Source organism: Actinophytocola sp., assembly GCF_049647105.1.
In the GTDB taxonomy this organism is placed as follows: Bacteria; Actinomycetota; Actinomycetes; order Mycobacteriales; family Pseudonocardiaceae; genus Actinophytocola.
Genome location: NZ_JBARWZ010000234.1, coordinates 1 through 24416, shown reverse-complemented (window position 1 = coordinate 24416; position 24416 = coordinate 1). Strand labels below are relative to the sequence as shown.

General features: G+C 70.4%; 21 protein-coding genes. 6 read left to right on the top strand and 15 right to left on the bottom strand.

Annotated features, from left to right (window positions below; translation table 11 throughout):
• Positions 1-316: 316 nt before the first annotated feature.
• Both WBA97_RS28095 and WBA97_RS28090 read right to left on the bottom strand, forming a co-directional pair.
• Positions 317-1102, bottom strand: a complete 786-nt coding sequence (locus WBA97_RS28095) for a hypothetical protein (protein ID WP_424233951.1) — start codon at positions 1100-1102, stop codon at positions 317-319.
• A 103-nt stretch (positions 1103-1205) separates the two neighbouring features.
• Positions 1206-2306, bottom strand: coding sequence for an NADAR family protein (locus WBA97_RS28090; protein ID WP_424233950.1), 1101 nt, complete (start codon positions 2304-2306; stop codon positions 1206-1208).
• Positions 2307-2674: 368 nt separating this feature from the next.
• On the opposite strand from WBA97_RS28090, the gene WBA97_RS28085 reads away from it, so the two are divergent.
• Positions 2675-3835 (top strand): right-handed parallel beta-helix repeat-containing protein, encoded by a 1161-nt coding sequence (locus tag WBA97_RS28085; RefSeq protein WP_424233949.1) that lies wholly within the window; start codon positions 2675-2677, stop codon positions 3833-3835.
• Between the two features lie 115 nt (positions 3836-3950).
• Here the strand turns inward: WBA97_RS28085 and WBA97_RS28080 are convergent, their stop codons facing one another.
• On the bottom strand, positions 3951-4487 hold the full coding sequence (locus WBA97_RS28080; protein ID WP_424233948.1) for a hypothetical protein: 537 nt from the start codon (positions 4485-4487) through the stop codon (positions 3951-3953).
• Between the two features lie 438 nt (positions 4488-4925).
• On the opposite strand from WBA97_RS28080, the gene WBA97_RS28075 reads away from it, so the two are divergent.
• A complete protein-coding gene (locus WBA97_RS28075) occupies positions 4926-7850 on the top strand; it encodes a right-handed parallel beta-helix repeat-containing protein (protein WP_424233947.1) in 2925 nt (974 codons plus the stop codon).
• A 43-nt stretch (positions 7851-7893) separates the two neighbouring features.
• Here WBA97_RS28075 and WBA97_RS28070 read toward each other — a convergent pair whose 3' ends face one another.
• The 3 genes from WBA97_RS28070 to WBA97_RS28060 form a co-directional block, all read right to left on the bottom strand.
• Positions 7894-8469 (bottom strand): hypothetical protein, encoded by a 576-nt coding sequence (locus tag WBA97_RS28070; RefSeq protein ID WP_424233946.1) that lies wholly within the window; start codon positions 8467-8469, stop codon positions 7894-7896.
• 104 nt (positions 8470-8573) lie between these two features.
• Positions 8574-8789, bottom strand: a complete 216-nt coding sequence (locus WBA97_RS28065; protein ID WP_424233945.1) for a hypothetical protein — start codon at positions 8787-8789, stop codon at positions 8574-8576.
• Positions 8790-8940: 151 nt separating this feature from the next.
• Positions 8941-10209, bottom strand: a complete 1269-nt coding sequence (locus tag WBA97_RS28060) for a phthiocerol/phthiodiolone dimycocerosyl transferase family protein (protein WP_424233944.1) — start codon at positions 10207-10209, stop codon at positions 8941-8943.
• Between the two features lie 228 nt (positions 10210-10437).
• Between WBA97_RS28060 and WBA97_RS28055 the strand changes: the two genes are divergently transcribed.
• Together WBA97_RS28055 and WBA97_RS28050 are read left to right on the top strand one after the other, a co-directional pair.
• On the top strand, positions 10438-11577 hold the full coding sequence (locus WBA97_RS28055) for a PucR family transcriptional regulator (RefSeq protein WP_424233943.1): 1140 nt from the start codon (positions 10438-10440) through the stop codon (positions 11575-11577).
• Positions 11574-12710 (top strand): PucR family transcriptional regulator, encoded by a 1137-nt coding sequence (locus tag WBA97_RS28050; protein ID WP_424233942.1) that lies wholly within the window; start codon positions 11574-11576, stop codon positions 12708-12710. Before WBA97_RS28055 ends, WBA97_RS28050 begins: the two co-directional genes overlap by 4 nt.
• Positions 12711-12772: 62 nt before the next feature.
• Here WBA97_RS28050 and WBA97_RS28045 read toward each other — a convergent pair whose 3' ends face one another.
• From WBA97_RS28045 to bluB, 4 genes are all read right to left on the bottom strand, one after another.
• On the bottom strand, positions 12773-13294 hold the full coding sequence (locus WBA97_RS28045; RefSeq protein ID WP_424233941.1) for a hypothetical protein: 522 nt from the start codon (positions 13292-13294) through the stop codon (positions 12773-12775).
• 293 nt (positions 13295-13587) lie between these two features.
• Positions 13588-15003 carry a PKD domain-containing protein gene (locus WBA97_RS28040; protein ID WP_424233940.1) on the bottom strand — a complete coding sequence of 472 codons (1416 nt, stop codon included), beginning with the start codon at positions 15001-15003 and terminating at the stop codon, positions 13588-13590.
• A 44-nt stretch (positions 15004-15047) separates the two neighbouring features.
• A complete protein-coding gene (locus tag WBA97_RS28035) occupies positions 15048-16538 on the bottom strand; it encodes a PKD domain-containing protein (protein WP_424233939.1) in 1491 nt (496 codons plus the stop codon).
• Between the two features lie 207 nt (positions 16539-16745).
• Entirely contained in the window at positions 16746-18512 is a 1767-nt protein-coding gene (bluB, locus tag WBA97_RS28030; protein ID WP_424233938.1) for a 5,6-dimethylbenzimidazole synthase, read from the bottom strand.
• A gap of 195 nt (positions 18513-18707) precedes the next feature.
• On the opposite strand from bluB, the gene WBA97_RS28025 reads away from it, so the two are divergent.
• A complete protein-coding gene (locus WBA97_RS28025) occupies positions 18708-20180 on the top strand; it encodes a cobyric acid synthase (RefSeq protein WP_424233937.1) in 1473 nt (490 codons plus the stop codon).
• Positions 20177-20920 (top strand): cobalt-precorrin-6A reductase, encoded by a 744-nt coding sequence (locus WBA97_RS28020; RefSeq protein ID WP_424233936.1) that lies wholly within the window; start codon positions 20177-20179, stop codon positions 20918-20920. Before WBA97_RS28025 ends, WBA97_RS28020 begins: the two co-directional genes overlap by 4 nt.
• A gap of 6 nt (positions 20921-20926) precedes the next feature.
• On the opposite strand, the gene WBA97_RS28015 is transcribed toward WBA97_RS28020, so the two are convergent.
• The 5 genes from WBA97_RS28015 to WBA97_RS27995 form a co-directional block, all read right to left on the bottom strand.
• Positions 20927-21712 (bottom strand): CbtA family protein, encoded by a 786-nt coding sequence (locus WBA97_RS28015; protein ID WP_424233935.1) that lies wholly within the window; start codon positions 21710-21712, stop codon positions 20927-20929.
• Positions 21713-21787: 75 nt separating this feature from the next.
• Positions 21788-22000, bottom strand: a complete 213-nt coding sequence (locus WBA97_RS28010) for a CbtB domain-containing protein (RefSeq protein WP_424233934.1) — start codon at positions 21998-22000, stop codon at positions 21788-21790.
• A 220-nt stretch (positions 22001-22220) separates the two neighbouring features.
• A complete protein-coding gene (locus WBA97_RS28005; RefSeq protein ID WP_424233933.1) occupies positions 22221-23585 on the bottom strand; it encodes a cobyrinate a,c-diamide synthase in 1365 nt (454 codons plus the stop codon).
• A gap of 2 nt (positions 23586-23587) precedes the next feature.
• Positions 23588-24202: a cob(I)yrinic acid a,c-diamide adenosyltransferase gene (gene cobO / locus WBA97_RS28000; protein ID WP_424233932.1), complete on the bottom strand. Its 615-nt coding sequence runs from the start codon at positions 24200-24202 to the stop codon at positions 23588-23590.
• Positions 24202-24416: hypothetical protein (locus WBA97_RS27995; protein ID WP_424233931.1), on the bottom strand; the 215-nt coding region annotated here is incomplete at its 5' end. The genes cobO and WBA97_RS27995, both read right to left, overlap by 1 nt.

Below are 24416 nucleotides of genomic sequence, written 5' to 3'. Positions count from 1 at the left end.
ACAGACTGGGTAACCAACGGAGTTTCTGCTATCTGGTGATCTTGGTCGACACCGTTCTAGCAGGAACTCCGTTGCTAGTTTCAGCCGGCTGGACAGCCGCACCCACCCCTTAACTTCACGGCCTTGGAGCTAGTGGGGCGTCCACCCCGACGGTCTGGCGGAAGTAGGCGTCACCGGCCACGGCAACGGCGTGCCCGGTTTGCCGCCCGCGCACGCGGTCGCTCTCGACCGGCGCGCCCGGATTAGTCGCTGTGTGCCGGGTACGTGGCATCGTGCTTGTCGGGCTGCTCGGCGTCCCGGGCGTCACCGGTGGGGCTCAGGTGCAGCCGATCCGGGCCGGGGACAGTGCGACCTCGTCGAACCAGAGGGTGTCACCGCCGCTGCCGTAGCTTTCCCAGCCAAGCCGGAAGTCGGTCAGTGCTGGTCGCCACGTGCCCCGGCGCAACCACTGCCCGTCGACGTCGGGGGTGGGGGTGGTGTCGGCGTGCAGGCCGGCGACCTCGGTGCCGTCGACCCACGTCCGCAGTTCCGAGCCGGTGATGCCGAACTCGACGCAGGTCCACTGGCCGACCGGCAGCGGCACGCTCTGCGCGACGCCTGCGGGGCTCTGCTCCGGCAGCGTCGCGTCGTCGGACTCGCGGTTCCACTGCGCGGCACTGTTCTGCCCGCCCATGCGCAGGTCCTTGCCGCCATCGGCGGTGTCCTTCATCGCCAGGAACGTCACGTGCGCGGCGGGCAGCGCGATGGTGTGCCGCACGAAGAACCGTGCGTACCACGTGCTGCCGCCGACACCTCTGCTGGTCCCGACGAACACGTGGTCGCAGTAGTTCGCGCCACCGTCGACGCGCAGTGACCGGGTGCCCGCGTACGCCGTCGTGGTGTCCACCTCGGCCGTGCCGGTGCCCTGACAGTTGGGGTGGACCACGGACCAGTCGCCAGAGGGCACCGGACCGGTCTGGTCCTCGAACCCGTCGCAGAACGCGTCGCTCGGGCAGCCGGCCGGCGCTGCGGCGGCCGGTGGAGGAGTGTGGCCGGTGGCGGTGACCACCACCGCCAACACCACCGCCAGAACCGTTACGTCAACGCCTCTTCTCCTGCGCATGGCTGCTCCTGCCGGTGGGTGGGTCGACGATGAGCCCATTTTGGGAGCGCTCCCACAGGCAGTCTATCCGGTCGCGGGGATCGTGGCGAGGACACCAGGTGGCCTATCCGGAACTCCGTTGTGTGGCGACGGAGATCCCGGCCCGCGCCGCGGCGAGTTCGGACCGCACCACCTCCAGCAGCCGCGCGAGCCAGTGGCGGCCGCCAGGTCCGCTCCAGAACGCCGACCGGAGGTACTCGTTCGACACCAGCTGTGCGTCCCCTGTGGACAGCAGCACGTCGGCGAGACGCGGGTGCGCACGGTACTTCTCCCGCATCAGGGCACTCATGACCGCGACCCGCGCGTCGGCCCACCCCTCGCGGCGCGGCGCCGCCTCGGCGATTTTCCTGGCCTGGAAGGGGTTCGTGGTCTCCGCGATCAGTGCCCGCGCCCGCTCGTCGGACGTGCTGAGCGCCCAGTACGCGTGGGTCACGGACGGGTAGGTGCCGCCCTGGAACGTGATCGGCGCAGGGTAGGTGTTCTGCAGCACCTCGAGACCGGGATCGTCCGGCCAGCCCGGCGGGTACACCGTGCCGCGGATCGTTATCGTCGACCGGTCCGACCTCGCCGGTCCGTCGGCGGGGACGTACTCCTCGACGGTCGCCTGCGCCTGGTCCTGGTCCGCGAAATAGTCGAGGGCACGCTGCCGTGCCTCGTTGTCGGCACCGAACAGGGCGCGCAGCGGGCCGTCCTTGCGGTCCATGTCGCCGAGCGCGTAGCCACGCAGGTGCTCGGGGATCGCCAGGTACGCCGCCTCGAGCGCGGCCCGGTTCGCCTCGGTCCGGTCGTGCCGGTACACGTCGGCGGCGGCGAGGCACCGGCCGGTCGAGTCGGGCCGCCCGGCCAGCCGGTCGATCTCGTCGGCCACCTCGCCGATCAGCCCGTCCTCGTCGACCCACGTCATCGGATTGGCGAAGTTCCACGTCGCGACGTGGTGCGCCGAGGCCCGCGCCCCGTCCGGCAGCGTCGTGGCGACCCACCCCGTACGCACCTTGACGGCGAACTCGTCGAGCGTGACGTGTTCCCAGCAGTCGATCACGCCGTCCGCGTAGATCTTCAGGCTGGTCAGGAAATAGGTGCCCCCGTTGCGGATGAACACGGGCCGCCACGTGCCCTCGACCCGTTCCCCGTCCACTTCCCGGAATGTCCTGTCGAATCGCCCCATGGTGGAGACTCTACGATTGCCGACCGGACCCGCGTGGCCCGCACGGTCGAGAGCCAGCGGTTGCGCGGCGAAGGCGACGGCGGCGACCCGCGCCCAGCGCGCGGTTTGCGCACACCGGTCCGGTGCGGATCAGATGGGTTCGTCTCGGTCGGGATCAGGCCGGGACGCGGGACTTCAGGCGCGGGTAGACGCCGGTCGCGGCCGAGAACGCTGCCCGCGCCCACCTGCGCAGCGTGATCGACGCGCTGTACGAGGCTGACCGGTCGAGCAGACGTGCCGAATACTGCCCGGTTGCACCTTGAATCCGTTGGTGGCGGCGGGGAAGCTGGATGCGGGGTTCGGCTGGGAGTTGATCCGGGATGCGACGAATGGCGAACGATCGGCGAATACCCGCGGTGCTGTCCGGGCGGGCACGGACGTTGACCGGCGCTGTGGTGGTCGCCGCCTGGATGACCGTCAGCGGGACGGCCACGACCGCGGTCGCCGCACCGAACATCCACTGCGGTGACACCATCTTCGCCGACCTGGTGGCCAACGCCGACCTGACCTGTCTCGGCGACGGCCTGGCCATCGGGGCCGACGACGTGACGCTCGACCTCGGCGGCCACACGATCGCCGGGTCCGGCACGGGCACCGGTCTGGCCGTCACGGGGCGCAGCGGCGTCACCGTCCGGAACGGCACCATCGCCGACTTCAGCACCGGGAGCCCTCCGCTGGGGCAGGCCGGTGTGGTCGCGGACAACGCACCGAACTTCACGTTCCACCACGTGACGACCCACAACACGTCGGTGGCCATCCTGTCCTCCGACGACGCCGTGGTCACCGGTGCGACGGTCGGCGGCGCGTTCGACACGAACTTCTCCGAACGGGTTTCCCTGACCGGTAACCGGTTCGCCGGAACGTGGACGCGGCTGGCCAACGGGTCACAGCACACGATCACCGGGAACGCCTTCGACGACAGCGATCTCGTGTTCATCGAGTCGGCGTCGTCGCAGACCAGGGACAACATCTTCGTCGACGCACGCGTGGTGGTGGGCGTCGTCGCGATGGCGCACACCATCGCGCACAACGTGTTCACCGGAGCGGGCTCCGGCGTCTCGATGGCTGACGCCTCCAGCAGCGCCACCGTCACCGGCAATATTTTCCAGGGCAGCCTGATCGGAGTGCGCCCGAAACTGCCCTACGCCTTCGCCGCCACCGTCATCGGCCACAACACGTTCCTCGACGCGGGTGCCGCAGGCGTGTTGCTCGACGGCGGCGGAGGGGGCACCGGGCCGCTGGACATCAGAGGCAACACGGTCATCGGCAGTGGCCACCAGTCCGGCGGCATGACCGACGGCGCGGGGAACACCGTCAACGACGGGATCCACATCAACGCACCATCGGGCTCGAACATCACGATCACGGGCAACCACACGGCGAACAGCGAGGACTTCGGCATCGAGGCGACCCCCGGCACGGTCATCGACGGCGGAGGCAACACCTCCACCGGTGACCCGAACGGGTGCCTCGGCGTCACCTGCGCATGAGCCGCCCGCACCGACGTCGACGACGCTCGGTCACTGGCGCGTCGAGCAGGACACCACCGGTGGCCAGGCGGCCGCCGTCGAGCTGTGGGTGATGCTCGCTTGGCGAGGAGGCGGCCTACCAGGCGTCCGCCGTGGTGGCGGCGGCGGTCAAGTGGTCGTGGTCGTTCGTCAGTGCGGTGAGCACGGTGTGGAGCAGTCCGGCCGCGAGGGTGAAGGCCATCTCGGCGGAGTCGACCTCGTCGTGGCCCGCCCGGTCGACCCGTAGCGTTCCCGGTGGCAGGGGTGTGGCCCGCGCGGCTGCGGCGAGTCCGTCCGCGACCGCGCCGGCGAAGTCGCTGGGCAACCCGGGCATCAGCGGGGTGCCCAGCTCACTGACACACGTGGCCGGTGAGTCCCGGCCCAGCGGTTCTCCCTCGGGCACCTCGATCACCGTCACGGTCGAGGCCGGGTCGGGGACGAAGGTCGCGCCGAGCAGAGCCCGCATCCGCATGCCGCCCAGCGCCCGCAGCACCTCGACCACGGCCCGTGCTTCGCGGGCCGGTCCCGCCACCCCCGCCAGCTCGCGGTGTGTCCAGCGCCGGATGGTGACGACCGCCGACGGCTCGTCCCAGCGGACCGCCACCCGGCGGGCCCCGTCACGCACGATCGTCATCGCGGCTCCTTGGCGGCGGGTGGTCCAGCGACTCACTCTCGCCGGTTATCGCTGACCGTGACTGGCGACTCACCCTCGCTGGGGGATGTGTATCACGCATCGCGCGACCAGTATGGCGGTTACGGACGGTTATGGGAGGTGGATGGTGGCGATCCAAACGGGCAGGGCAGGTAGGCGGTCGCCCGAAAACATCGCACCACCCATCGTCGGAGTTGGCGGTCGCGCACCAATCCGGCGGGGGTGGACAAAGCACAGGGACGGCCTGGTCGGGCAGATATGAGCGGCCCACACGTTCGGGTTGCCGCTCTGGTCGGACTCTCGGCAGCGTTCCTTCTCGCCTCGGCAAGTCCCAGCTGGGGAGTAGCCCAGGCCGGGACTGCTGCTCCCATCGCACGCGCCGCACCGAACGCGCTGGTTCCTGACGCCGACAACGTGTTGATGGCTTGGGTCGGGCTGCCAGCGGACCGGCCGGTCAGTCAGCCCTTGCTGACGCTGCAGTCCGCCCTCAATGCCGCGGCCGCCGGGCAGATCGTGTCCTTCGACCCGAACGACTACGCATTCACGAGGCGACTCACGGTTCCACGGACCGTTCGGCTCGATTCCTCGGGTCCATCGACCCTGTTCGCCCAGTTCACGGCCGGCGGCGGACTGTCGCTCACCGCGAACGTGGCGCTCGGGTTCTCGGCCGTCGGCGCGCTGATCACGGTCAGCTCGTCCAACGCCGAGTTGGCCGGCATCACCATCACCAACCCGAACGGGGTGCTGCGCCCGACCGGCATCCAGTTGGGGACCGGGGTGACCGGTGTGTCCATCAGTGGGTTCACGATGGACGGTGGCGGCCAGGTCGCGTCCTTCGGCATCAACCTGACCACCGGGTCGGCCACCATCAACGATCCACAGGTGACCGGGGTCGCCATCGGGATCGGCGCCACAGCCGCGTCGACCGCGGCCGGTATCTCCATCGCCGGGGGCACGATCACAGCCGCTCAGACCGCGGGCATCGGACTCGGGACGACATCACGCCCCGCCATCTCCGGGGTCACCGTCTCGGGCAGCGGCGCGGGCACTGGCATTGATCTTGCCAACTCGAGTGCCGCGCAGATCAGCTCGCCGGTCGTCACGGACTTCACCCGGGGGATCGGCGCCACCGCAACCAGCAGAGCGGCTGGACCAAGGATCACCGACGCGAGGATCGACCGGGTGAGTCGAGAGGGTATCGCCCTGGGCTCCACCGTCGGCGCAAGCATCATCACACCCGTCGTGAGCGGCAGTGACGCCGCCCAGTCGATCGGCATCAACCTGCACCTGTCCTCCGGTGTCACCCTGGACCGGATCACGGTGAGCCACTACGTCACCGGCGTCTCCACCAACATCGGTGGCACCGGCGCCGGGCCAAGAATCATCAGTCCCCTGATCAGCGATGTGTCGTTGGGCGGGATCACCCTCGGCTCCACCCAGGGTGCGGTCATCACCACCCCCACCATCACCGGAATCGGCACCGGTGGCACCGGTATCAACGCCATGAACGCCGGTCGTGTGTCCGTCTCCGGCGCCACGATCGCCGCGTTCCTGTACGGCATCGGGGCCTATGCCGCGATGGACCCCAGCTCTGACCGAGTCAACTTCGTCCTCACCGACGTCACCGTCACCAGCACCGTGCCCGGTAGCGCCGGGATCTACCTGCTCGGCACCGTCAACGCGACGATCAACGACCTGAACGCGGACATTCACGGTTCGGGCATCGTGCTCCACGAAGCCACCACCACCCGGGCCCAGCACGTCATCGTCACCGGCCACGCCGGCCCCACCTCCACCTCCGGCTCCGCGATCCTCAGGGCCTACGACTCAACCGGCATCACCGTCGATGACGCGTCCATCGACGCGGGCTCCTACGGCGTGTTCTTCTCCTCGTCGAGCGGGGCGACCATCACCAACGCCCGGGTATCGGGCGTGAGCGAATACGCCATCTACGGCCGCAGCTCCTCCGGCCTCGACCTCAGCGGCTCGACCATCACCGGGAACGCCGCGGTCGGCGACCTCGTGGTCACTACCGCCGGCGCGGGAATCAGCCACGACATCAACATTCACGACAACACGATGACCAACAACCAGCGCGGCGTGAACCTCTACACCGGCACCACGAACGTCACCTTCACCCGCAACACGATCTCCGGACAGCGTTACGTCATCTCCGCCGCCCCCGCGCACAACGTCACCATCGCCGACAACACCGTCACCCAGCTCGGTTCGGAGGACGAGGCGGCGGTCATGGTCGCCCCGCTCTATGAGGACGGCGACCGGCCCGGCTCCTACTCGTCCTCGGACATCAAGGTCGTCGACAACGTCTTCCACGGCCAGGGCACCTGGGTACAAGTCGGATCCCCGGATCCCACCACTCCTGACGCCGGCCGCCGCACCGTCAGGGACCCGGTCCTGGTGACCGGCAACACCTTCCCCGTCGCGTCCACCGCGATCCGCACGTTCCCCAACGCCGTCATCGGAGAGGACACCATCGCGAGGATGGCCGGACCAGTCGCCGTGGACGCCCGCGACTACGGCGACCCCAACGACTGGGGTTCGCTCTGCCGCGCCACCGGCTACCTCGACGGGACTCTCGTCCACGACGGGCGCGGAGCCGAGGTTTACGAACTCAGCGACGCCCCGGTGCTCTACCCGACCAACTGCACCGACCTGTCCCTCACCGAGACCACCCCCACGCCGACACACGCACTGCACGCCGGCGATGCCGTGACCTGGACCCTCACCCCGCACAACACCGGCCTCCGCTCGGCCCCAGCAGGCTGGTCGGTAAACCAGCTCCTGCCGCCAGGAGTGCAGCCGATCTCCGTCGCCGGGCCCGGCTACGTGATCGACGGTTTGACCGCTACCGCCTCTGACGCCCTCGCCGCCGGGGCGGATGGCCCGACCATCACCGTCCAGGTCCGCGTCACCACGCAACAGGCCACCGAAATCACCATGAAGAACGTCGCCGACGTCGCGCCACTCCCACCCGCCGAAGCCACTGACCTCGACGGTGACGGGTACGTCGACGTCATCATCGAAGACCCCAACCCGCTGACAGTCCCCACCCTGGCCACCGACACCGACCAGTCCGCCACCAACAACGACGCCCAGGGCTTCTGGACCGTCGCGGCAAGCAACAGCCAACCCACGCCAACACCCGGCTCGACCACGACCGCCCCGCCGCCACTATCGACGCCCAACGTCGACGGTCTCGCCGGGGATTCACTCGCGGACACCGGCACGCCCGTAGCGGAGCTCAGCCTCGCAGGCCTGACCCTTGTCATCGCGGGCTGCACGGCATTGACCATGGCGCAGGGCGGCCGCCGACACCGGCCGTAGCGAAGTCAGCGAGGCCGGGCGGGGGGATACCCCGCAGGAGTGGTCAGGTCCGCCGGCGACGTCTGAGGTGGGCGAGGACGTAGGACAGGAGCACGATCGTCGTGATCGTGACGGCCATCGTGAACCCGCTGCCGACGACCACGTAGTCCTCGGGTTGTTTCCCGGCCGGCAGCGGATGCGTCACCTGTTCGGCGACCTGCGTGACGAGTGCGTCGGTCGCGGTGATCTCGCCGAGTACGAGGAGTACGAGTGCCGTGGCCGTCGAGGTGACCACCACCCGGCGCCGCCACCGGAACTGCCCCGCACCGGCGACCATGGCGACGGCGAGCGCCAGCGCGGCGAGCGTGATGGCTGGTTGCCAGCCGAGCAGGTCCGGCCGCGCTGAGGGTGCCGGTTGCTGGAACGCCGGGTCGATCGTTGGTTGCGCGCCGGTGGCGAGGTCCAGCCCGGTATAGGTCGTCGTGCCGCCCTGCTTCGAGCGGCCGTACCCGCCCGGGGCGTCGCACGAGACGGCGAGGAAGCCGAAGAGGAAGCAGATCAGCGCGAGCGCGAGGCCCGACGGGGTGAGCAGTCTCGATGCCGCCTGCCGCCGGGCCGCCGTGTCGCGCAGCTCCGTCATGGCGCCACAGCCTGCCACACCATGCCGCGCAACGGTCCGAAATGGAGAAATCAACCCGGCGGACGGCAACGACCGCATGACGGGATCGGCGGTCGCCCTCGCAGTCAGTCCCGTATCACAACGTCGATCTGTTGGCGCAGCTTGAGAATGGACCCGGCCTCGTGGAAGCCCCGCACACTGGTGTTCGGGTACACGATCACGCCCCGGCCGAGCAGGGTTCCCGGGTTCAGTACGACGTTGCAGCCCGTCTGGGTGTCGTCTCCGACGATGGCACCGAGCTTCCTGATGCCCGTCGCATAAGTGGTGTCCGCGACTCTCACCGAGACCAAACCGCGGCCCGTGAACTGACCACTTTTGTTCAAACCCGGCCGGCTACGCCCAGTCGCCCAACCACTCGGGCGCCATCCAGGGCAAGTGTGATGAGCAGCCGGCGACCCGTGCTGCCCTTCACGTGCGGTGGTTGGGGATCGATCAGGTGATGAGGTCGTCGATGACGCTTGTGGTGTGGTCGGCGAGGGTGTGGATTTGGGTGTCGGTGTACCAGGTCTTGCTGTAGCTCAGGTCGATGACGAGGCTGTCCTGGTAGCGGCTGACGACGGCGAAGAGCGTGGGCAGGTGGCCGAGCGGGGCGATGCGGACGGCGCTTATCCGGAGGCCGTCGGGTAGGTCGGGTTCGGGGATGGTGCCGACGTTGGTGATGACCAGACTTGGTAGCTGCTGGTTGATGATGTGACCGAAGGCCGCGAGTTCCATGGCGGCGGCGCCGCTGTCGAGTTGGGCGCGCACGGTGTTGGCGATGTCGCGGCCGACGTCGATCGGGGTGGCGTCGGTGTCGACGTCGAGCCGGACGGAGGTGGTGGTGGCGGCGGATTGGAGTACGTCTCTGGGGATGGGTGGTTCGAGGCGGCGGCGCATGTCGACGGCGGTGGTGCACAGGATTCGTGCTGGGCCGGTCGGGGGTTCGAGTTGGGGTCGCAGGCTGGTCAGCAGGACACCGGAGGCGAGTTGATTCACGGTGAGCGCGGATGCGCGGGCGAGTGCGGTGAACGCGGCGGTGTCGGTGGGGGACTGCTGGCGGCGGATGATCCGGAAGGTCGCGTCGGGGCCTGGCGCGCCTTGTTGGGAGGCGAGCGGCGCCAGGACGGCGGGGGTGTCGGTGCTGTCCTGGTGCTTGCGTTGCTGGACGAAGTCGTGCAGCTCCGTGGCGGTGAAGCGGGCGGCGAGCAGGTCGTCGAGCGCGGGCGCCAGGGCGGGAACGTCGGGAGGGCCGGGGATCGGCCTGCCGGTTCGCAGGGCTGTGTAGATCGTCCAGAACCTGCTGTGCAGGGCGAGGTAGCTCATCCCGTCGACGAACGCCCGGGGGAGGGTCATCACCAGGCTGACACGTTCCGGTTCGCGGACGAGGGTGGTGCGCAGCAACGGTCCGGTCGTCCAGGTGTGGTGAGCGTTGATCTCCTGCCGCAGGTCGGTGCCCAGGTTGAGCGTGGGTCCGGGTGTCGATTCGGTGGCGAGCCGAACCAGCGGGCGACCGTCGATGCCGGTGATGTGCCCGAGGGTCAGGGGATAGCAGTCCGCCAAGTGGGTCAGTGCGTCGGCGAGTGCCTGTTCGTCGAGCACGCCGACGAGTTCGCTGCACAGTACGACCCTGACGTCCGCGGCGGAGATCGCCGCCTCGTGAGGAGCGAGGTACCGCTCCACCATGCCGGCCGAAGGAGTCGTCCGCCGTCCTTTTGTTCGCATTCACCCACTGAAGCCCGTCCAGACCGACAGCGCATCGAATGTCACCCGATTCGATGAAACGGCGGTACCCGCATGACGGTGCCGGCCGGGGCTGCGCCGACAGTCGGGCGCCACAACACTTCCACAACATTCCCGGGTGGGGTCAGCGGTTAAAGTCCGTTTTCCGCGAAGCGGGGGCCGGTGGTGGTGTCGGTGTCACACAGCCGGTGGGGGTTGGAGGAGAGAGGTATGGGCGATCTTTTCGCCAGCTGGCGTGGCCGTATCGACGCGAACAGCAAGCGTGCCGTTGATCTCTATGTCCGGGAGCTGGCGGACTTCCGCAAGATCGCGATAGACGCGAAGGCGCGTACCGCGATGCTGGACTTCGCGGTGTTCCTCCGGCAGCGCACGATCTCACTGGTCGCCGAGGACCTGTCGTTCACGGATGGTGATCTGTCGTTCGTCGCCGCGGTGGGGAAGGAGCGCGCAGCCGGCGGGATCTCGTTCGCCGCGCAACGTGATGTGCTGCGGCTGCACCACTCGTTGACGCTGCGGGAGGTGGGCGAGGCCGCTGGTCGGCACGATCTCGACGACGTGATGCGCGTGCTCACCTGGTGGCCAGCGCAGAGCCGGGTCGCCCCGGCCGCCTACACCCGTGGATATTTCCTCGGACAGGGCACGATCCTGTCCGAGGTTGAACGCGTGCGGCAGCTGACGTGTCTGCTGCTGGCCGGCGATCCCGCGGCCGCTGAACTGGCCAGGATCCTGGCCGTACCAGTGCCCGACCCGCTCCTGGTCGTCGTCTGCCGGGTGCCCGGTGAGCCGGATGGCCGGTTTCGTACGGAGGTGTCGCGGCACCTGCTGACCCGGCAGCGGATGCCGCTGCGCTGGGAGGAGCCGGGGGAGTTGGTGGCGCTGGTGGCCGACGCGGCGTCGGCCGCGCGGGTGGTTCGGGATTTCGGTGAGAGCACAGGACTTCCTGCCGCGGTAGGCGCGTGCCGTGCGGCAGGTGGTGAGGTCGCGGTGGCGTTCGCCAGGGCCAGGGAGATCAGCCGCGTGGCGCCGGTCCGCACCACACTGGGGGCCGTGCATTACCTGACCGACGTGTTCGCCGAGGTCGGGGCTGTCCGACTGACTCCGGTGGACGGGTGGTTGCGCGAGGTGATCGGTAGGCTCGCCACCGGTCCGCGGTTGGTCAGCACCCTGGATGCTCTCTACCGCACCGACATGAGCCGGTCGCGGACCGCGGCGTTGCTGGACATCCACCCGAGGACCCTTGACTACCGGCTGCGCCGGGTGCGTGAGCTCACCGGTCTCGATCCGGTGTCCGTACGCGGTGTCCGGGTCCTGAGCACCGTGGTGAACCGGGCACTGGCCGGGCCGGCGTGAGCGATCTGTTGCGGCAGCTGAGAGGCCGGGCGTCGGCCAACGCCCGGTGGGCGGTCGACCTGTGCGTGGACGATCTTCCCGAGTACGCCGCGGCCGCCAAGGATTCGCGTAAGTACCAGGAGATGCTGGACTTCGCGGTGTTCACCAGGATGCGGACGGTGGAACTGTTCGCCGAGGACGGCTCGCTGACCACCGGTGACCTCGCTGTGGTCGAGTCCATGGGCCGGCGCCGGGGCGAGGAGGGCCTGTCGTTCGAGACCGTTCGCCGCCTGCTCACACTGCACACCACCGCGACGCTCCGAGAGATCGGGGAGGCGTCCGGTCCCCTCGATCTTGACGTCGGGATGCGGTTGCTCAGCTGGCTGGGCCCGCAGGAAGCGACGGCCCACCAGGCCTACACTCGCGGCTACTCGACCGGCCTGCGGAGCCACCTTCCGATCGTGGCGCGCGTGCGGCAGTTCACCGAGCTGGCGCTGGAAGCCGGCGAGGACGCGCTGGCCTTCGCGGACTCCTGCGGAATCCGGTTGCACGACCGCTACCTCGTGACCGTGGCCCGGCTACCGGCACCACCCGCTGCCCCGGCCGACCTCGTGCACGCCGCGTGGCATCGCCACGGGATCCCGGCCACCTGGCGCGAACCGGACGAGTTCGTCGCGCTCGTGCCTGCTGACCAGCGACAAGCAGCGGGTGCGCTGATCGCCGAGATCGCCGAGATCGCCGGACAGCCGTGCTCGGTCGGCGTGGCCGAGTGTCCGCCCGGGGAGCTCGGTGAGGCGTTCGCGCTTGCCCAGCGGATCAGCAGGGTGACACCGGCCGAACGGTCGCCAACCCACCTGTACACCGTGACCGACGTGCTCCTGGAGTTGGGCGCGGCGGAGCTCCCGGAGATCGACCGGTGGTTGCGCGACCTTGCCGGGTTGCTGGCCGACGGCCCCGACCTGGTGGGCACACTGAACGTGTACTACCGCAACGATCTGAACCGGCCTCGCGCCGCCGCGTCGCTGCACATCCACGCCAGGACCCTGGACTACCGGCTGCGCCGGATCCGGGCGCTGACCGGGATCGACCCTGGCACAACGCACGGCATCCGGGTGCTCAGCACAGTCGTGTCGCGGAGCATCGCGAGCCGATGAATCCCATACGAATGGCGGGCAACCCGGACTTGTCCGGGTTGCCCGCCCTATCAGGTGGCTAATTAGAACGCGAGCGAGTCGGCGACGGTGCCGGTGCACACGCCGGCGGCGACATAGGCCACCACGAACATCTGCGCCGTCGGCGCCGCGGGGAACCCGGTGGTCACCGTGTCCGAGGTTGAGTAGTTTGCGATGTTCGGGAAACCGACGTCGCCGAAGAACCCGATCGTTCCGTTCTGGGCGTTCTGGTACGAGCCGGAAATGGCGTGCGCACGCACCGGGCCCAGGATGCTCTTGTAGCCGAAGTCGATCTGCGTCTCGCTGCCGTCGCCGACGAGGGTGAGCTCGAGGCTGATCGAACCGCAGTTGCCCGACTCGGTGTCATTGGTGATCGCGCCGCCGTTGCCCTTCAGGGTCATCGGCACGCTGACGGTTCTGCTTTTCTCCGAGGGGGCGGACGATGCGGCAGAGGCGGCCTGCGCCGGACCCGCGCCGATCGCCAACCCGAGGATGGCGAGCAGTGTCAGCAGAGCCGCAACACCGGGTCGGCCGAGGCGCGCTGCCAGGACGTTTTCCTTGATCATGAAATTCTCCCTACGAGGTTTCTTTGCTGTCGTGGCAGCGTGTCAGGATGTCGCTGGACTCAACTACGTGAATTCAGCACAAACCGGTCCCTCGTAGTCATGATCAGATTGTCACATGTGGAGAAACGTGCCCTCTCTTGCCTTGACGGGGCACTGGCCATCTCGGCGAGGAGGTCAGGCATTCCTCGTCGATCAGGACGATGCCCTTGATCGGCCGTTTCCTCTCACCCGAGTGGACGGCTGATCAAGGGCATCGTTTCATCAATCGCGGGCCTGGTGGGACACGCGACAGGTCACGGCCCCACGGTGGTCGTGGCGGTCGCGGTGTTGTCGTCGGGATTGCCGTCCTCTGCGGGCCACGGGTACGCCGCCACGGCGTCGAACGTCACGGTGCCCACGTCGTCGGGACCGAAGGTGTAGGAGAAGGGGAACGTCACGGTCGCTCCCTTGGGCACGGTCTGGGTGAGGGTGCCGATGGCGGGTTCCCACCCGTCGGTGCGCTTGCGGAGCGTCACCGTGACCTGTTCGTCGTACCGGGTGTTCGTGACCACGACCGTGAGCCGCTTCGTCGTGTCGACGCGCGCCTTCTCCGGTGCCGTGAACGTCGAGATGCGCACGTCGTGGGACTCCACCCGCAGGACCGACGTGCCCGTCGCCGAGCGGCCGTCCGAGGTGGTGACCGACAGCGTCAGCGTGTAGTCGCCGTCCTCGGTGTACTGGTGTTCCACCGTGCCCATGTGCGTGAGGTCGGTGGCCGTGCCGTCGCCGAAGTCGAGGTGCGCGCTGACGACCGGCTGGTCCATCGAGTCACCCGAGGACAGGTACAACGCGGCCGGCCGGAACACGGTCTCGGGGTAGTAGGAGCCGGCGGCGCGCGGGGTCAGCGCGGGCGCGGTCCGGAAGTCCACGTAGTACCGGATCGCGTCCTCCGCCGAGGACGCGACCCGGATCAGGTAGGTCTCGCCGACCTCGGCGCGGAACACCGCCCACCCGAACTCGGTTTCGCAGTCCACTTCGGACAGACCGGCGCCGTGGTGGACGGACAACGTGGCCGACCCGTGGCCCGTCCTGACCCCGACCCACCGCGCGCTCGTCGGCGTGTAGGAGTACCAGACCGACCGCGTGGCGGACGGATCACAGCTCGGCGGCACCTCGTCCGGCGCCACCGAGGCGCGGTCCAGGTCGGCGGTGCTGCTCGTCGGCAGCCCCGGCACCCGCTCCGCCGCCGCCACGTCGTCGTTGGGCGCCACGGGCACCTCCCGCAGCCGCAGCGTCACCTCGCCCGCGTACGGCGGGTACGCGGACTGCACCAGCAGGTGGTACGTCGTGCCCGCCGTGACCGGGAACGTCTCCGCGTTCCCGGTGTCCATCGCGCACATCCCCGGCACCGGCACGAGCGCGCCCCGCGTGCCCGTGTACGCCGACAGCACCGGCGTGAACGCGACGTCGGTGAGCGTCGCCTGCACGTATCCGTCGGCCTGTGCCGTGTAACTGAACCAGACGCTCTTGCCCGCGTACCAATAGCAGTCGCGCGGGTCGTCGGCGGCGGCGGTCGCCGCGCCTGCGTCCACCGTCTGCTCGAAGGGCAGCGCTGTGATCGCAACGGCGTCGTCGAAGTCGTCGGCGCCCGGCGGTGCCGCCGCCGCGGTGCCGGGCGTCAGCAGGACCAGCCCCGCGGCGGCGGCGATGGCCGCGAGCCGGGGTCTCATCGTCGGATGGTGTCGCATTTCGTCTCTCCCCAGAGTGTGGTTGGTCACGCGAACCGGAGTTCGGCCGCGCTCGGCGTCACGGTGGCCGCCGAGGAGATCAGCTCGTTGTCCAGCGGGCGCGCGTCGCGCACGCCGTCGCGCAGCCGCACCACGGTCCGGAACGCGACCTTGCCCGCGACCGCGTCGGCGCTCGTGAACGTGTAGGCGAACGGGAACTTCACCGTCCGGTCCTTCGGCACGTCCAGCGTGAGCGACCCGACCTCCTGCCAGTTGCTCCCGTCGGACTTGAACAGGGTCACGGTGACACCCTGCTCGCGGTACCGGGGCGCGTTGGCCACGTGCACGGTGATCGCCTTGGTCTCGCCGACGCGGCCCTTGGCGGGCACCGCGAACTTCGCGACCGACACGTCGTGCGTCACCACCTCGACCGTCGTGGTCCGCGTGCCGGTCCGGCCGTCCTCGGTCCGCACGGTCGCGGTGGCCTGGTAGGTGCCGTCCTCGGTGTAGTGGTGGGACGCGGTCTCCCCGTCGAGCGGCTCGACCGTGCCGTCGCCGAAGTCCAGCTCACCGCCCACGATCGGGGTGTCCCACTCACCGGACCCGACCGAGAACCACGTGACCTCGTGCATCGTCGGGTCCGAGGGCGAGAAGCCGACCTGCGGGTCCAGGGCCGGGGGCACCTCGACGGTGAGAGTCACCTCGGCCGCGACCGACGAGGTCACCCGGAACCAGTACGTCTCGCCCTCGGTCGCGGCGAACAGCACCCGGTCGGAGAAACCGCCGTCCGCACAACCGGTCAGCCGCAGGTCCGGCAGCGCGCCGCCCGTGTAGACCTCCACGTAGGAGCTGTAGGGGTCGACGCGAGCGCTCAGCGGTCCGGCCGAGGCCGGTGTGTGGCGGTACCACACCGACCGGTTCTCCGAGCTGTGGCAGGGGTAATCGGGTTCGGGTTCGTCGTACTCGATGCTCGCGGTCGAGAGGTCGCCCACCGCTGTCCAGGGCAGCGCGGTGATCTCCTCCGCGTCGGCGAACGCGTCGTTCGGCGCGGACACGGCCCGGTCCAGGGTGAACGCCAGGTCACCGCCGGGCACGCCGTAGCCCGCGACCATGAGGTGGTAGGTGGTGCCCGCCCGCGCGCGGAAGGTGATCTGGCTGCCCGTCACCGTCGCGACGTCGCACGCGTCCGCCACCCCCGTCAGGTCGCCCGGCACGCCGGTGTTGGCGGACAGGATGGTGCCGTGGTCGGCGCCGGTCGCGGTCGCGCGCAGCAGCCCGTCCTCGGTCGCCGTGTACCGGAACCACACCGTGCCGCCGATGTCGTATGTCTGGCACCAGGCGGGGTCGTCGTCGGCCCGCGTCGCCTCGCTCGTGTCGGCCTGGGTGGCGTACGGCAGAGCCGTCACCTCGGTCGCGGCGGTCACGTCGTCGTTCGCCGGTGGCGCGGCCGCCGCCACGCCCGGCAGCGCCACGGTCGCCGTCACCGCCGCCACGACGGCGGCGAGCACGGCGAACGGTCTCCTTCTCGTCCTCAGCATCGTCCTGTCCCCCCAGTTCCTCCGGCTGTACGCAGGTTCTATCGGCAACGAGGGCGGGACGTAACGAAGTTTCCGGAAACGACCGGCGGATGACTCCTTTTGACGCAACGCCGGTCGGGACGCGCGCAGCTCACGGGGCCTGCCCACAGGTCCTGCGCGTCCTCGCCGAGGTCGGTGCCGCTGCGCCTGCGCAGGCCGGACCCACCTTCATGTACGGGTGTATGGCCCGGAAGGTCGAGTAGACGGCTGGTCGGCCACCCGCGCGGTGGTCGTGCGGATGGTCATGGCCTGGCGCAGCAAGGTGGCGGCGAGGCACGCGCCAACTCCCTCGCCCGCGCGCACCCGCAGGTCGAGCAGCGGCTCGCAGCCCAGCTCGACCAGGACGAGCTGGTGCCCGCGTTCCCGGCTGCGCTGACCGGCGACCAGGCTCGCCGCCACCGCGGGCGCCATGCGGACGGCGACCAGGGCGGCGACCGATGTGGCCATCCCGTCGAGCACGACCACCGCGCCGGCGTTCGCGGCGCCGAGTACGACACCGGTGAGGACCGCGAACTCGGGACCACCCAGGCCGGCCAGCAGGGCGAGTGGGTCGTGCCGGTCGGTGACGCGGTCGAGCGCGGCGCGCACGACCGCGCGCTTGCGTTCGAGCATCGGCGTGTCGGCTCCGGCGCCCAACCCCACCACCGCCGAGGGGTTCGCGGCGAGCAGCCCGCACACCATGGCGGCGGCCACGGTGGTGTTGGCCACGCCGATCTCCCCGAGCGCGACGAGCCCGATGGCACCCAGCCGCTCGCCGACCGCCCTGCCCTCGGTGAGCAGCCGGTCGACGTCCCGGCGTGACATCGCGTCCGCCGCGACCAGGTCGCCTCTCGGGTCGACGCAGGTGAGCCGGGCGGTGCCGGGCACACGCGGGCCGGTGACCCCCGCGTCGAGGAGTTCGATCCCGAGGCCCGCCGTCCGCGCGGCGGTCGCACCCATCGCCTCGCCCGCCGAGGCGGCCGCGAGAACCTCCCTGGTCACGCTGGCCGGATAGGCGGACACGCCGTGCTCTGCCACCGGGTGGTCCGCCGCCGCCAGCACCAGGGTGCCGCCGTCGAGGTGCGTGTGGCCCATGGCGACCACCCGGTCCACCGCGCGGTCGAGCACCCCGAGCGACCCGGGCGGGGTCAACAGCACGTCCGCCCCGTCCCTGGCGCCCACCACCGCGTCCTGGTCGGGGGCACGCAGGTGCGAGGTCGGGGGCGCGGGCTCGGCCGAGGCACTCGGCCACCGCTCCTCGACGACGACCTGCGCCAGTGGCAGCCTGCGCGACCAGCCCGCGCGCTGCAGCCCCGGTTCGGGTGGCCGTTCGTCTGGCCAGCCGAGGCACAGCCAGCCGAGGGTGACCACGCCGTCGGGCAGGCCGAGCAGTTCCGCCAGTTCCGCCGGATCGAACAGGGTGACCCAGCCGACGCCGAGTCCCTCCGCGCGTGCCGCGAGCCACAGGTTCTCGATGGCGCACGCGCAGCTCCACACGTCGGTGTCGACGAACGTCGCACGACCGAGCACGCCCTGTGGCGCGGCACGCCGGTCGCAGCAGACCACGACCCCGAGAGGTGCCTCCCGGATGCCTTCCAGCTGCAGGTCGAGCAGCCGTCGCCCGGCTTCCGCCGCCATCTGCGCGGCCTGGCGCAGCCGCTCGCGGTCCGCCATGACCGAAGCCTGTTCCCGTGTCCTCGGTTGGCGCACCACGACGAACCGCCACGGCTGGCTGTGCCCGACGGACGGCGCGGAGTGCGCCGCGCCGAGGACCCGGTTCAGCAGGTCGGGTGCGATCGGGTCGGGCCGGAAGCGCCGCACGTCACGCCGGGCGCCGACAATGTCGTACAACGCCTGCCGCTCGGCTTCTGGAAAGGCCAACGCGTCGGGGTGATCCGAGCGTGCCGCGGCCGTGCTGGTGTCACCGATCAGCGGTATCGGACGTTCCCAGGCCACCGCGCCATCCTACGATCGCGGCCGACGACACGACACCGCCGCGGTTCATCCCATTGTGTCCACACGGGACATTGGATGGCCGGTTCGCCTCGGCACGTCGATCGCGACGCCCATGCCCGACGTCGCCGACGGCGCAGGTCACGTGCGACGAACATGACGGTGTCGCCGGGCCGGCACGGTCGTAGAGTCGCGTGCATGCGGGGTTCGTTGCTGGTCGCCGGGACATCGTCGGATGCTGGTAAGAGCGTGTTCGTGACCGGGTTGTGCCGGTTGCTGGCCCGGCGGGGCGTACAAGTGGCGCCGTTCAAGGCGCAGAACATGTCGAACAACTCGATGGTGGTGGCCGGGGCCGACGGTGCGGGTGCGGAGATCGGTCGTGCGCAGTGGATCCAGGCCGTCGCCGCCGGCGTCGTACCCGAGGTGGCGATGAACCCGGTGTTGTTGAAGCCGGGCGGCGACCGCAGGAGCCATGTGGTGGTGAACGGCCGGCCGGCGGGGGAGATCCGTTCTTCGGAGTTCGTCGGCGGCCGGGCGGCGCTCGCCGAGGCGGCGTTCGCGGCGTATGACGACCTGGCGAGCCGGTTCGAGGTGGTGGTGTGTGAGGGTGCCGGTAGTCCTACCGAGATCAACCTCCGTGCGCACGACTACGTGAACATGGGTCTGGCGCGGCACGCCGACATGCCGGTCGTGGTCGTGGGTGACATTGATCGAGGTGGTGTCTACGCGGCGTTCCACGGCACCGTCGCGTTGCTGTCGCGGGCCGACCAGCGGTTGCTGGCCGGGTTCGTGGTGAACAAGTTCCGTGGCGACGATGCGTTGCTGGCGCCGGCCAATGCCGAGATCGCCCAGCTCACCGGTCGCCCGGTGCTGGGGGTGCTCCCCTTCAGCCCTGACGTGTGGCTCGACTCCGAGGACGGTCTCGACGTGACCGGGAGGGTGTCGCTCGTCGCCGACCCGTTGCGGGTCGCGGTCGTCAGGCTGCCCAGGATCAGCAACTTCACCGACGTGGACGCGTTGGGGGCGGAGCCCGACGTCGACGTGCGGTTCGCTGCCAGGCCGGGTGACCTCGTCGACGCGGATCTGGTCGTGGTGCCCGGCACCAGGGCCACGATCGCCGACCTGGCCTGGCTGCGAGCGCGCGGGCTCGACGAGGCGATCGCCGCCCACGCCGCCGCCGGCCGGCCGGTGCTCGGGATCTGTGGCGGATACCAGATGTTGGGGAGGTCCATCGCCGATCCCCTTGGTGTCGAAGGGCCGCCGGGCACCTCGGTGGCGGGCCTCGGGTTGCTCGACGTCCACACCGAGTTCGCCGAGGAGAAGGTGCTGCGCCTGGTGTCCGGGACCGCGCTCGGCGCCGCGGTGTCCGGCTACGAGATCCACCACGGGATGGTGTCGGCCGAGGAGTTCGCCGGTCCCGTGTTCGGCACGATGTGGCATGGCGGTCTCGAGTCCGACGGGTTCCGGTCCGCCTTCCTCCGCGAGGTGTCGGCACTGGTCGGCCGGCATCGTGATCCGAGCGGGGTCAGTTTCGCGGCGGCACGGCGGGCTCGGCTGGACCTGCTCGCCGACCTCGTCGAGGAGCACGTGGCCGTCGACGATCTCCTCGCGTTGATCGCCGGTGGGCCACCCGCCGGGTTGCCGGTGCTGCCGCCGGGGGACCGGCGATGACGGTTCTGTTGCTCGGTGGGACGTCGGAGGCGCGGGTGCTCGCCGAACTGCTTGCCGAGGCCAGGGTGGACTTCGTCTCGTCGCTGGCCGGGCGGGTGGCCCGGCCGCGACTGCCGGTCGGGCCGGTGCGCGTGGGTGGATTCGGTGGTGTCGCCGGGTTGGTGGCGTTCCTGGCCAGGCGGGCGGTCACGGCGGTGGTCGACGCGACGCACCCGTTCGCCGAGGGCATGACCGCGAACGCCCTCGCGGCGTGTGGGGAGTCCGGCGTGCCGCTGCTGCGGCTGGCGCGGCCGGGGTGGGCTGGCGCGCCGGACGCCGAGGCCTGGCACTGGGTCGATGACCACGCCGAGGCCGCGGAACTGGTGGCGTCACTGGGAAAACGACCGTTCCTCACCGTCGGCAGACAAGCACTCGGCGCCTTCACCGACCCGCTGGCCGGGCACGCCGCGCTGGTGCGCGTGGTGGACGTGCCCGACCTGTCGCTGCCCGCGCCGTGGACGTTGCTGACCAGCCGGGGACCGTACGACGTGGCCGGCGAGCGGTCCCTGATGGCCGGGCACGGCGTGGATGCCTTGGTGACCAAGGACTCCGGCGGCAGCTACACGTGGCCGAAGCTCCAGGTGGCAGGCGAACGCGGGTTGCCAGTCGTCGTCGTGCGCCGCCGGGTGGCGCCCGGCGGCGTGCCGACGGTCAGCGACCCGGTCGAGGCGGCCGCCTGGGTGCTGGCCCGAGTCCGATGAGGACGGTCACAGGTTGGCGGCCAGGTCACGGCGTCGCGCCGCCGCCGTCTCCCGTTCGTGAAGGCGGCCGACCAGTGCGCTGAGCACCACACCGATGGCCGCCCACAGCGTCGCCAGCGTGATCAGCGACGCGCGCCGGAAGTACCAGAGCGTGTCGCCGGGGAACTCGCCGATCTCGTTGACGGTGGGCAGCAGGTGCCCGATGCCGACCACGACGACCAGGTAGGCGGCGACGGCCAGCGTGACCGCCTCCACGATCCGCAGGCGGTCGCTCAGGTAGCGGCCCAGCGCGACGGCCAGCGCGGCGGCGACCACGGAGATGAGCAGGTACAGGAAATAGAGGCCGGTGCGGGAACCGATGGTGTCCTCGTTGCCGACGGCGGGCGGGGTGGCCGGGTACTTGAGGAACGGCACCAGCGCCACCGAGACGAACCCGGCCAGAGCGACCAGTCCGGTGGACTGTGCCGGGGTGAGCCGGCGGATGCGACCGACCGTCGCGGCGGACACCAGCCCCACGAGGCCGCCGAGCGCGGTGCCGACGGCGATGGTCGCGGTGCCGAGACCGAAGGTTTTCTGCGTGGCCCGTGAAACCTCGGTGCCATCGTCGTCGTGGGGTTGTGCGGCCGCCCCGTCGTCGGCGTGGTCATGCGCGGCGTCGGCCGCGCCCGCCTCCTCGACGGCGATCGCCGCGTCAACGGCGGGTTCCCCGAACACGTTGGCGACGACGAAGGTGATCAGGCCGGCGAAGAGCCCGGCGAGGAGCCCTCGGATGAGGAAGTTGCGTGCGGTCATGGTGCGGTTCCCGGAAGGTGAGGGGTAGCCGAATACCCGTGCCTCAAAGGAAAGGCACGGGTGTGGGGGTGGCGATCAGTGGCAGGGGAAGCCGAGCAGGTGCCTGCCGTCGTGTACCCACTCGTGGATGGCGTCGCCTGCGGGGATGTTGACCGCGCCCTGATCAGCGCTGATGAAGAACAGCACGATCAACGCGATGACACCGAAGAAGACCGCCCACGGGGCGATCTGGCCGAGCGGGATCGTGGGGATCCGGACTTCCGGCGTGACGGGAACTGACTGGCTCATGAAGTAGTGCCTCCTCCAGGGATGTGTGCGTCCCGTGTGTTGGGCAATCCCTGGGCTCGGGTCTGACTTCACCCGCCGTGGCCGTCGTCCGCGTGGTCGATGGCCTGGTTGGTGTCACAGTAGCGCGACTGTGCCGGATTCCCACCGGCTTCCTCGTCCAGGGCTGAACTCACGTTACCACCGGTCAACGCGTTTACAGCACCGTTGGCGGGCGTGATTGTCACGGCGGGGCCGGAAAGCCGCGGCCGAACGCGTGTGCGGCCGCGGCGAACCGTTCGGCCAGCGCCGGATGCCCGGCCCAGTGCACGTGCAGGTAGGCGGCGGTCACCGTCGGGGAGCCGAACCCGCTCGGTCTGCCGCCGACCAGGAACGCCGGTGTCGCCCCGGTGTCCGGAGTGGTGGTCGTGCGGTGGAACTCGTGGCCGCGCAATGGTATGCCGGCCGGACCGGCGAGACCTGCCGCCGCGACGGCGTCGCGGTAGCCGAGGGTGAGCCGAGGCGTCATCGCGGCGTCGGCGGGGAAGGCGCCGACCATCGGCCGCCCGTCGAGGGTCCGGCACAGGTAGAGCAGCCCGGCGCACTCCGCGACTGCCGGCATGCCCGAGGCGATGGCGTCGCGGAGTTCCGCGCGCAGCACGGGGTTGCCGGACAGTTCGGCCGCGTAGACCTCGGGAAAGCCGCCGCCGAGGTAGACGGCACTGGTCCCGGTGGGGAGGCCGTCGTCGGAGAGCGGGTCGAACGTCGTGACGTCGCAACCCGCCGCGCGGAGCAGTTCCTCGGTCTCGGTGTACCGGAACGTGAAGGCGCGCCCGCCCGCCATGGCCACCAGCGGGCGGGCCGTGCCGGTCACGTGCGTGGTCTCGGTCGCCGGATCCCATGGCGTCGCCGTCATGTCCGGCGCCGCGCGGGCGAGTGCGAGTACCGCGTCCAGGTCGAGGTTCGCCTCGATCCGGTCGGCGAGCAGGTCGAGCGCGGCGGCCGCGTCCGCGCGTTCCGCCACCGGCACGAGACCGAGGTGGCGGGCGGGCGCGACGACACCGTCGTCCCGGTGCAGCACCCCGAGGACGGGCAATCCGTTGCCCGCCAGTGCGTCGAGCACCTCCTTGGCGTGGCGGGGCGAACCCGCCTTGTTCAGCACCACCCCGGCGAGCCGGACCGCCGGGTCGAAGGTCCGCATGCCGTGCACCACCGCGGCGACGGACCGCGCCGCGTGGGACACGTCGACGACCAGCACGACCGGGCTCTCGGTGAGCTCGGCGACGTGCGCGGTGGAGGCGAAGCCCTCGGCCCCCAGCTTCCCGTCGTACAGGCCCATCACGCCCTCGATCACCGCGACGTCCGCGCCGGTGGCCCCGTGCAGCAACAGCGGTGCGAGCCGGTTCTCGCCGACCAGGAACGGGTCAAGGTTGCGGCCGGGGCGGCCGGTGGCGAGTTCGTGGTAGCCCGGATCGATGTAGTCGGGCCCGACCTTGTGCCCGCTCACGACGTGCCCGCGCCTGCGCAGCGCCGCCATGATCCCGGTCGCGACCGTGGTCTTGCCGTGCCCGGATGCCGGTGCGGCGACGACGATCCTGGGCAGTGGCACCCTCACCACTCGATGCCCCGCTGGCCCTTCTGCCCGGTGTGGAACGGATGCTTGACGGCGGTCATGTCGGTGACGAGGTCGGCGAGGTCGACCAGCCGCCGGTCGGCGCGTCGACCGGTGATCACCACGTGCTGGTGTCCCGGCCGGTTCGCCAGCGTGGTCAGGACCTCGTCGAGGTCGACCCACCCCCACTGGATCGGATAGGTGAACTCGTCGAGGACGTACAGACCATGGCGCTGCTCGGCGAGCCGGCGGCGGATCTCCGCCCAGCCCTCCCCGGCCGCCGCGGCGTGGTCCTCCTCGCTGCCCTCCTTGCGCGACCATGACCAGCCCGCGCCCATCTTGTGCCACTCGACGGGACCGCCCTCGCCGGTCTCGGCGTGCAGGGCACCCAACCGCTCGAGCACGGTCTGTTCGCCGATCCGCCACTTCGCCGACTTGACGAACTGGAACACGCCGATGTCCCAGCCCTGGTTCCAGCCGCGCAGTGCCAGCCCGAAGGCGGCGGTCGACTTTCCCTTACCGTCACCGGTGTGCACGACCAGCAGCGGCCTGTTGCGGCGCTGCCGGGTGGTGAGCCCGTCCTCGGCGACGACCGGCGGCTTTCCCTGCGCCATCAGGCCACCCCCGCCGCGTTGGTCAGCGCGGCGGCGCTGACCTCGTCGACCGGGACGTGTACCGCGCCGAGCAGTTGGGCCAGTGTGCCCGCGAGACCCATGCGGAACCGGCCGGTCTCGCAGTCCACGACCACCGACGAGAGGCCGGTGCGGCCCAGCGCGGCCGCCGCCCGGTGCGCGCGGCCGAGCGCGTCGGGCCCGTGGGTGGCACGGC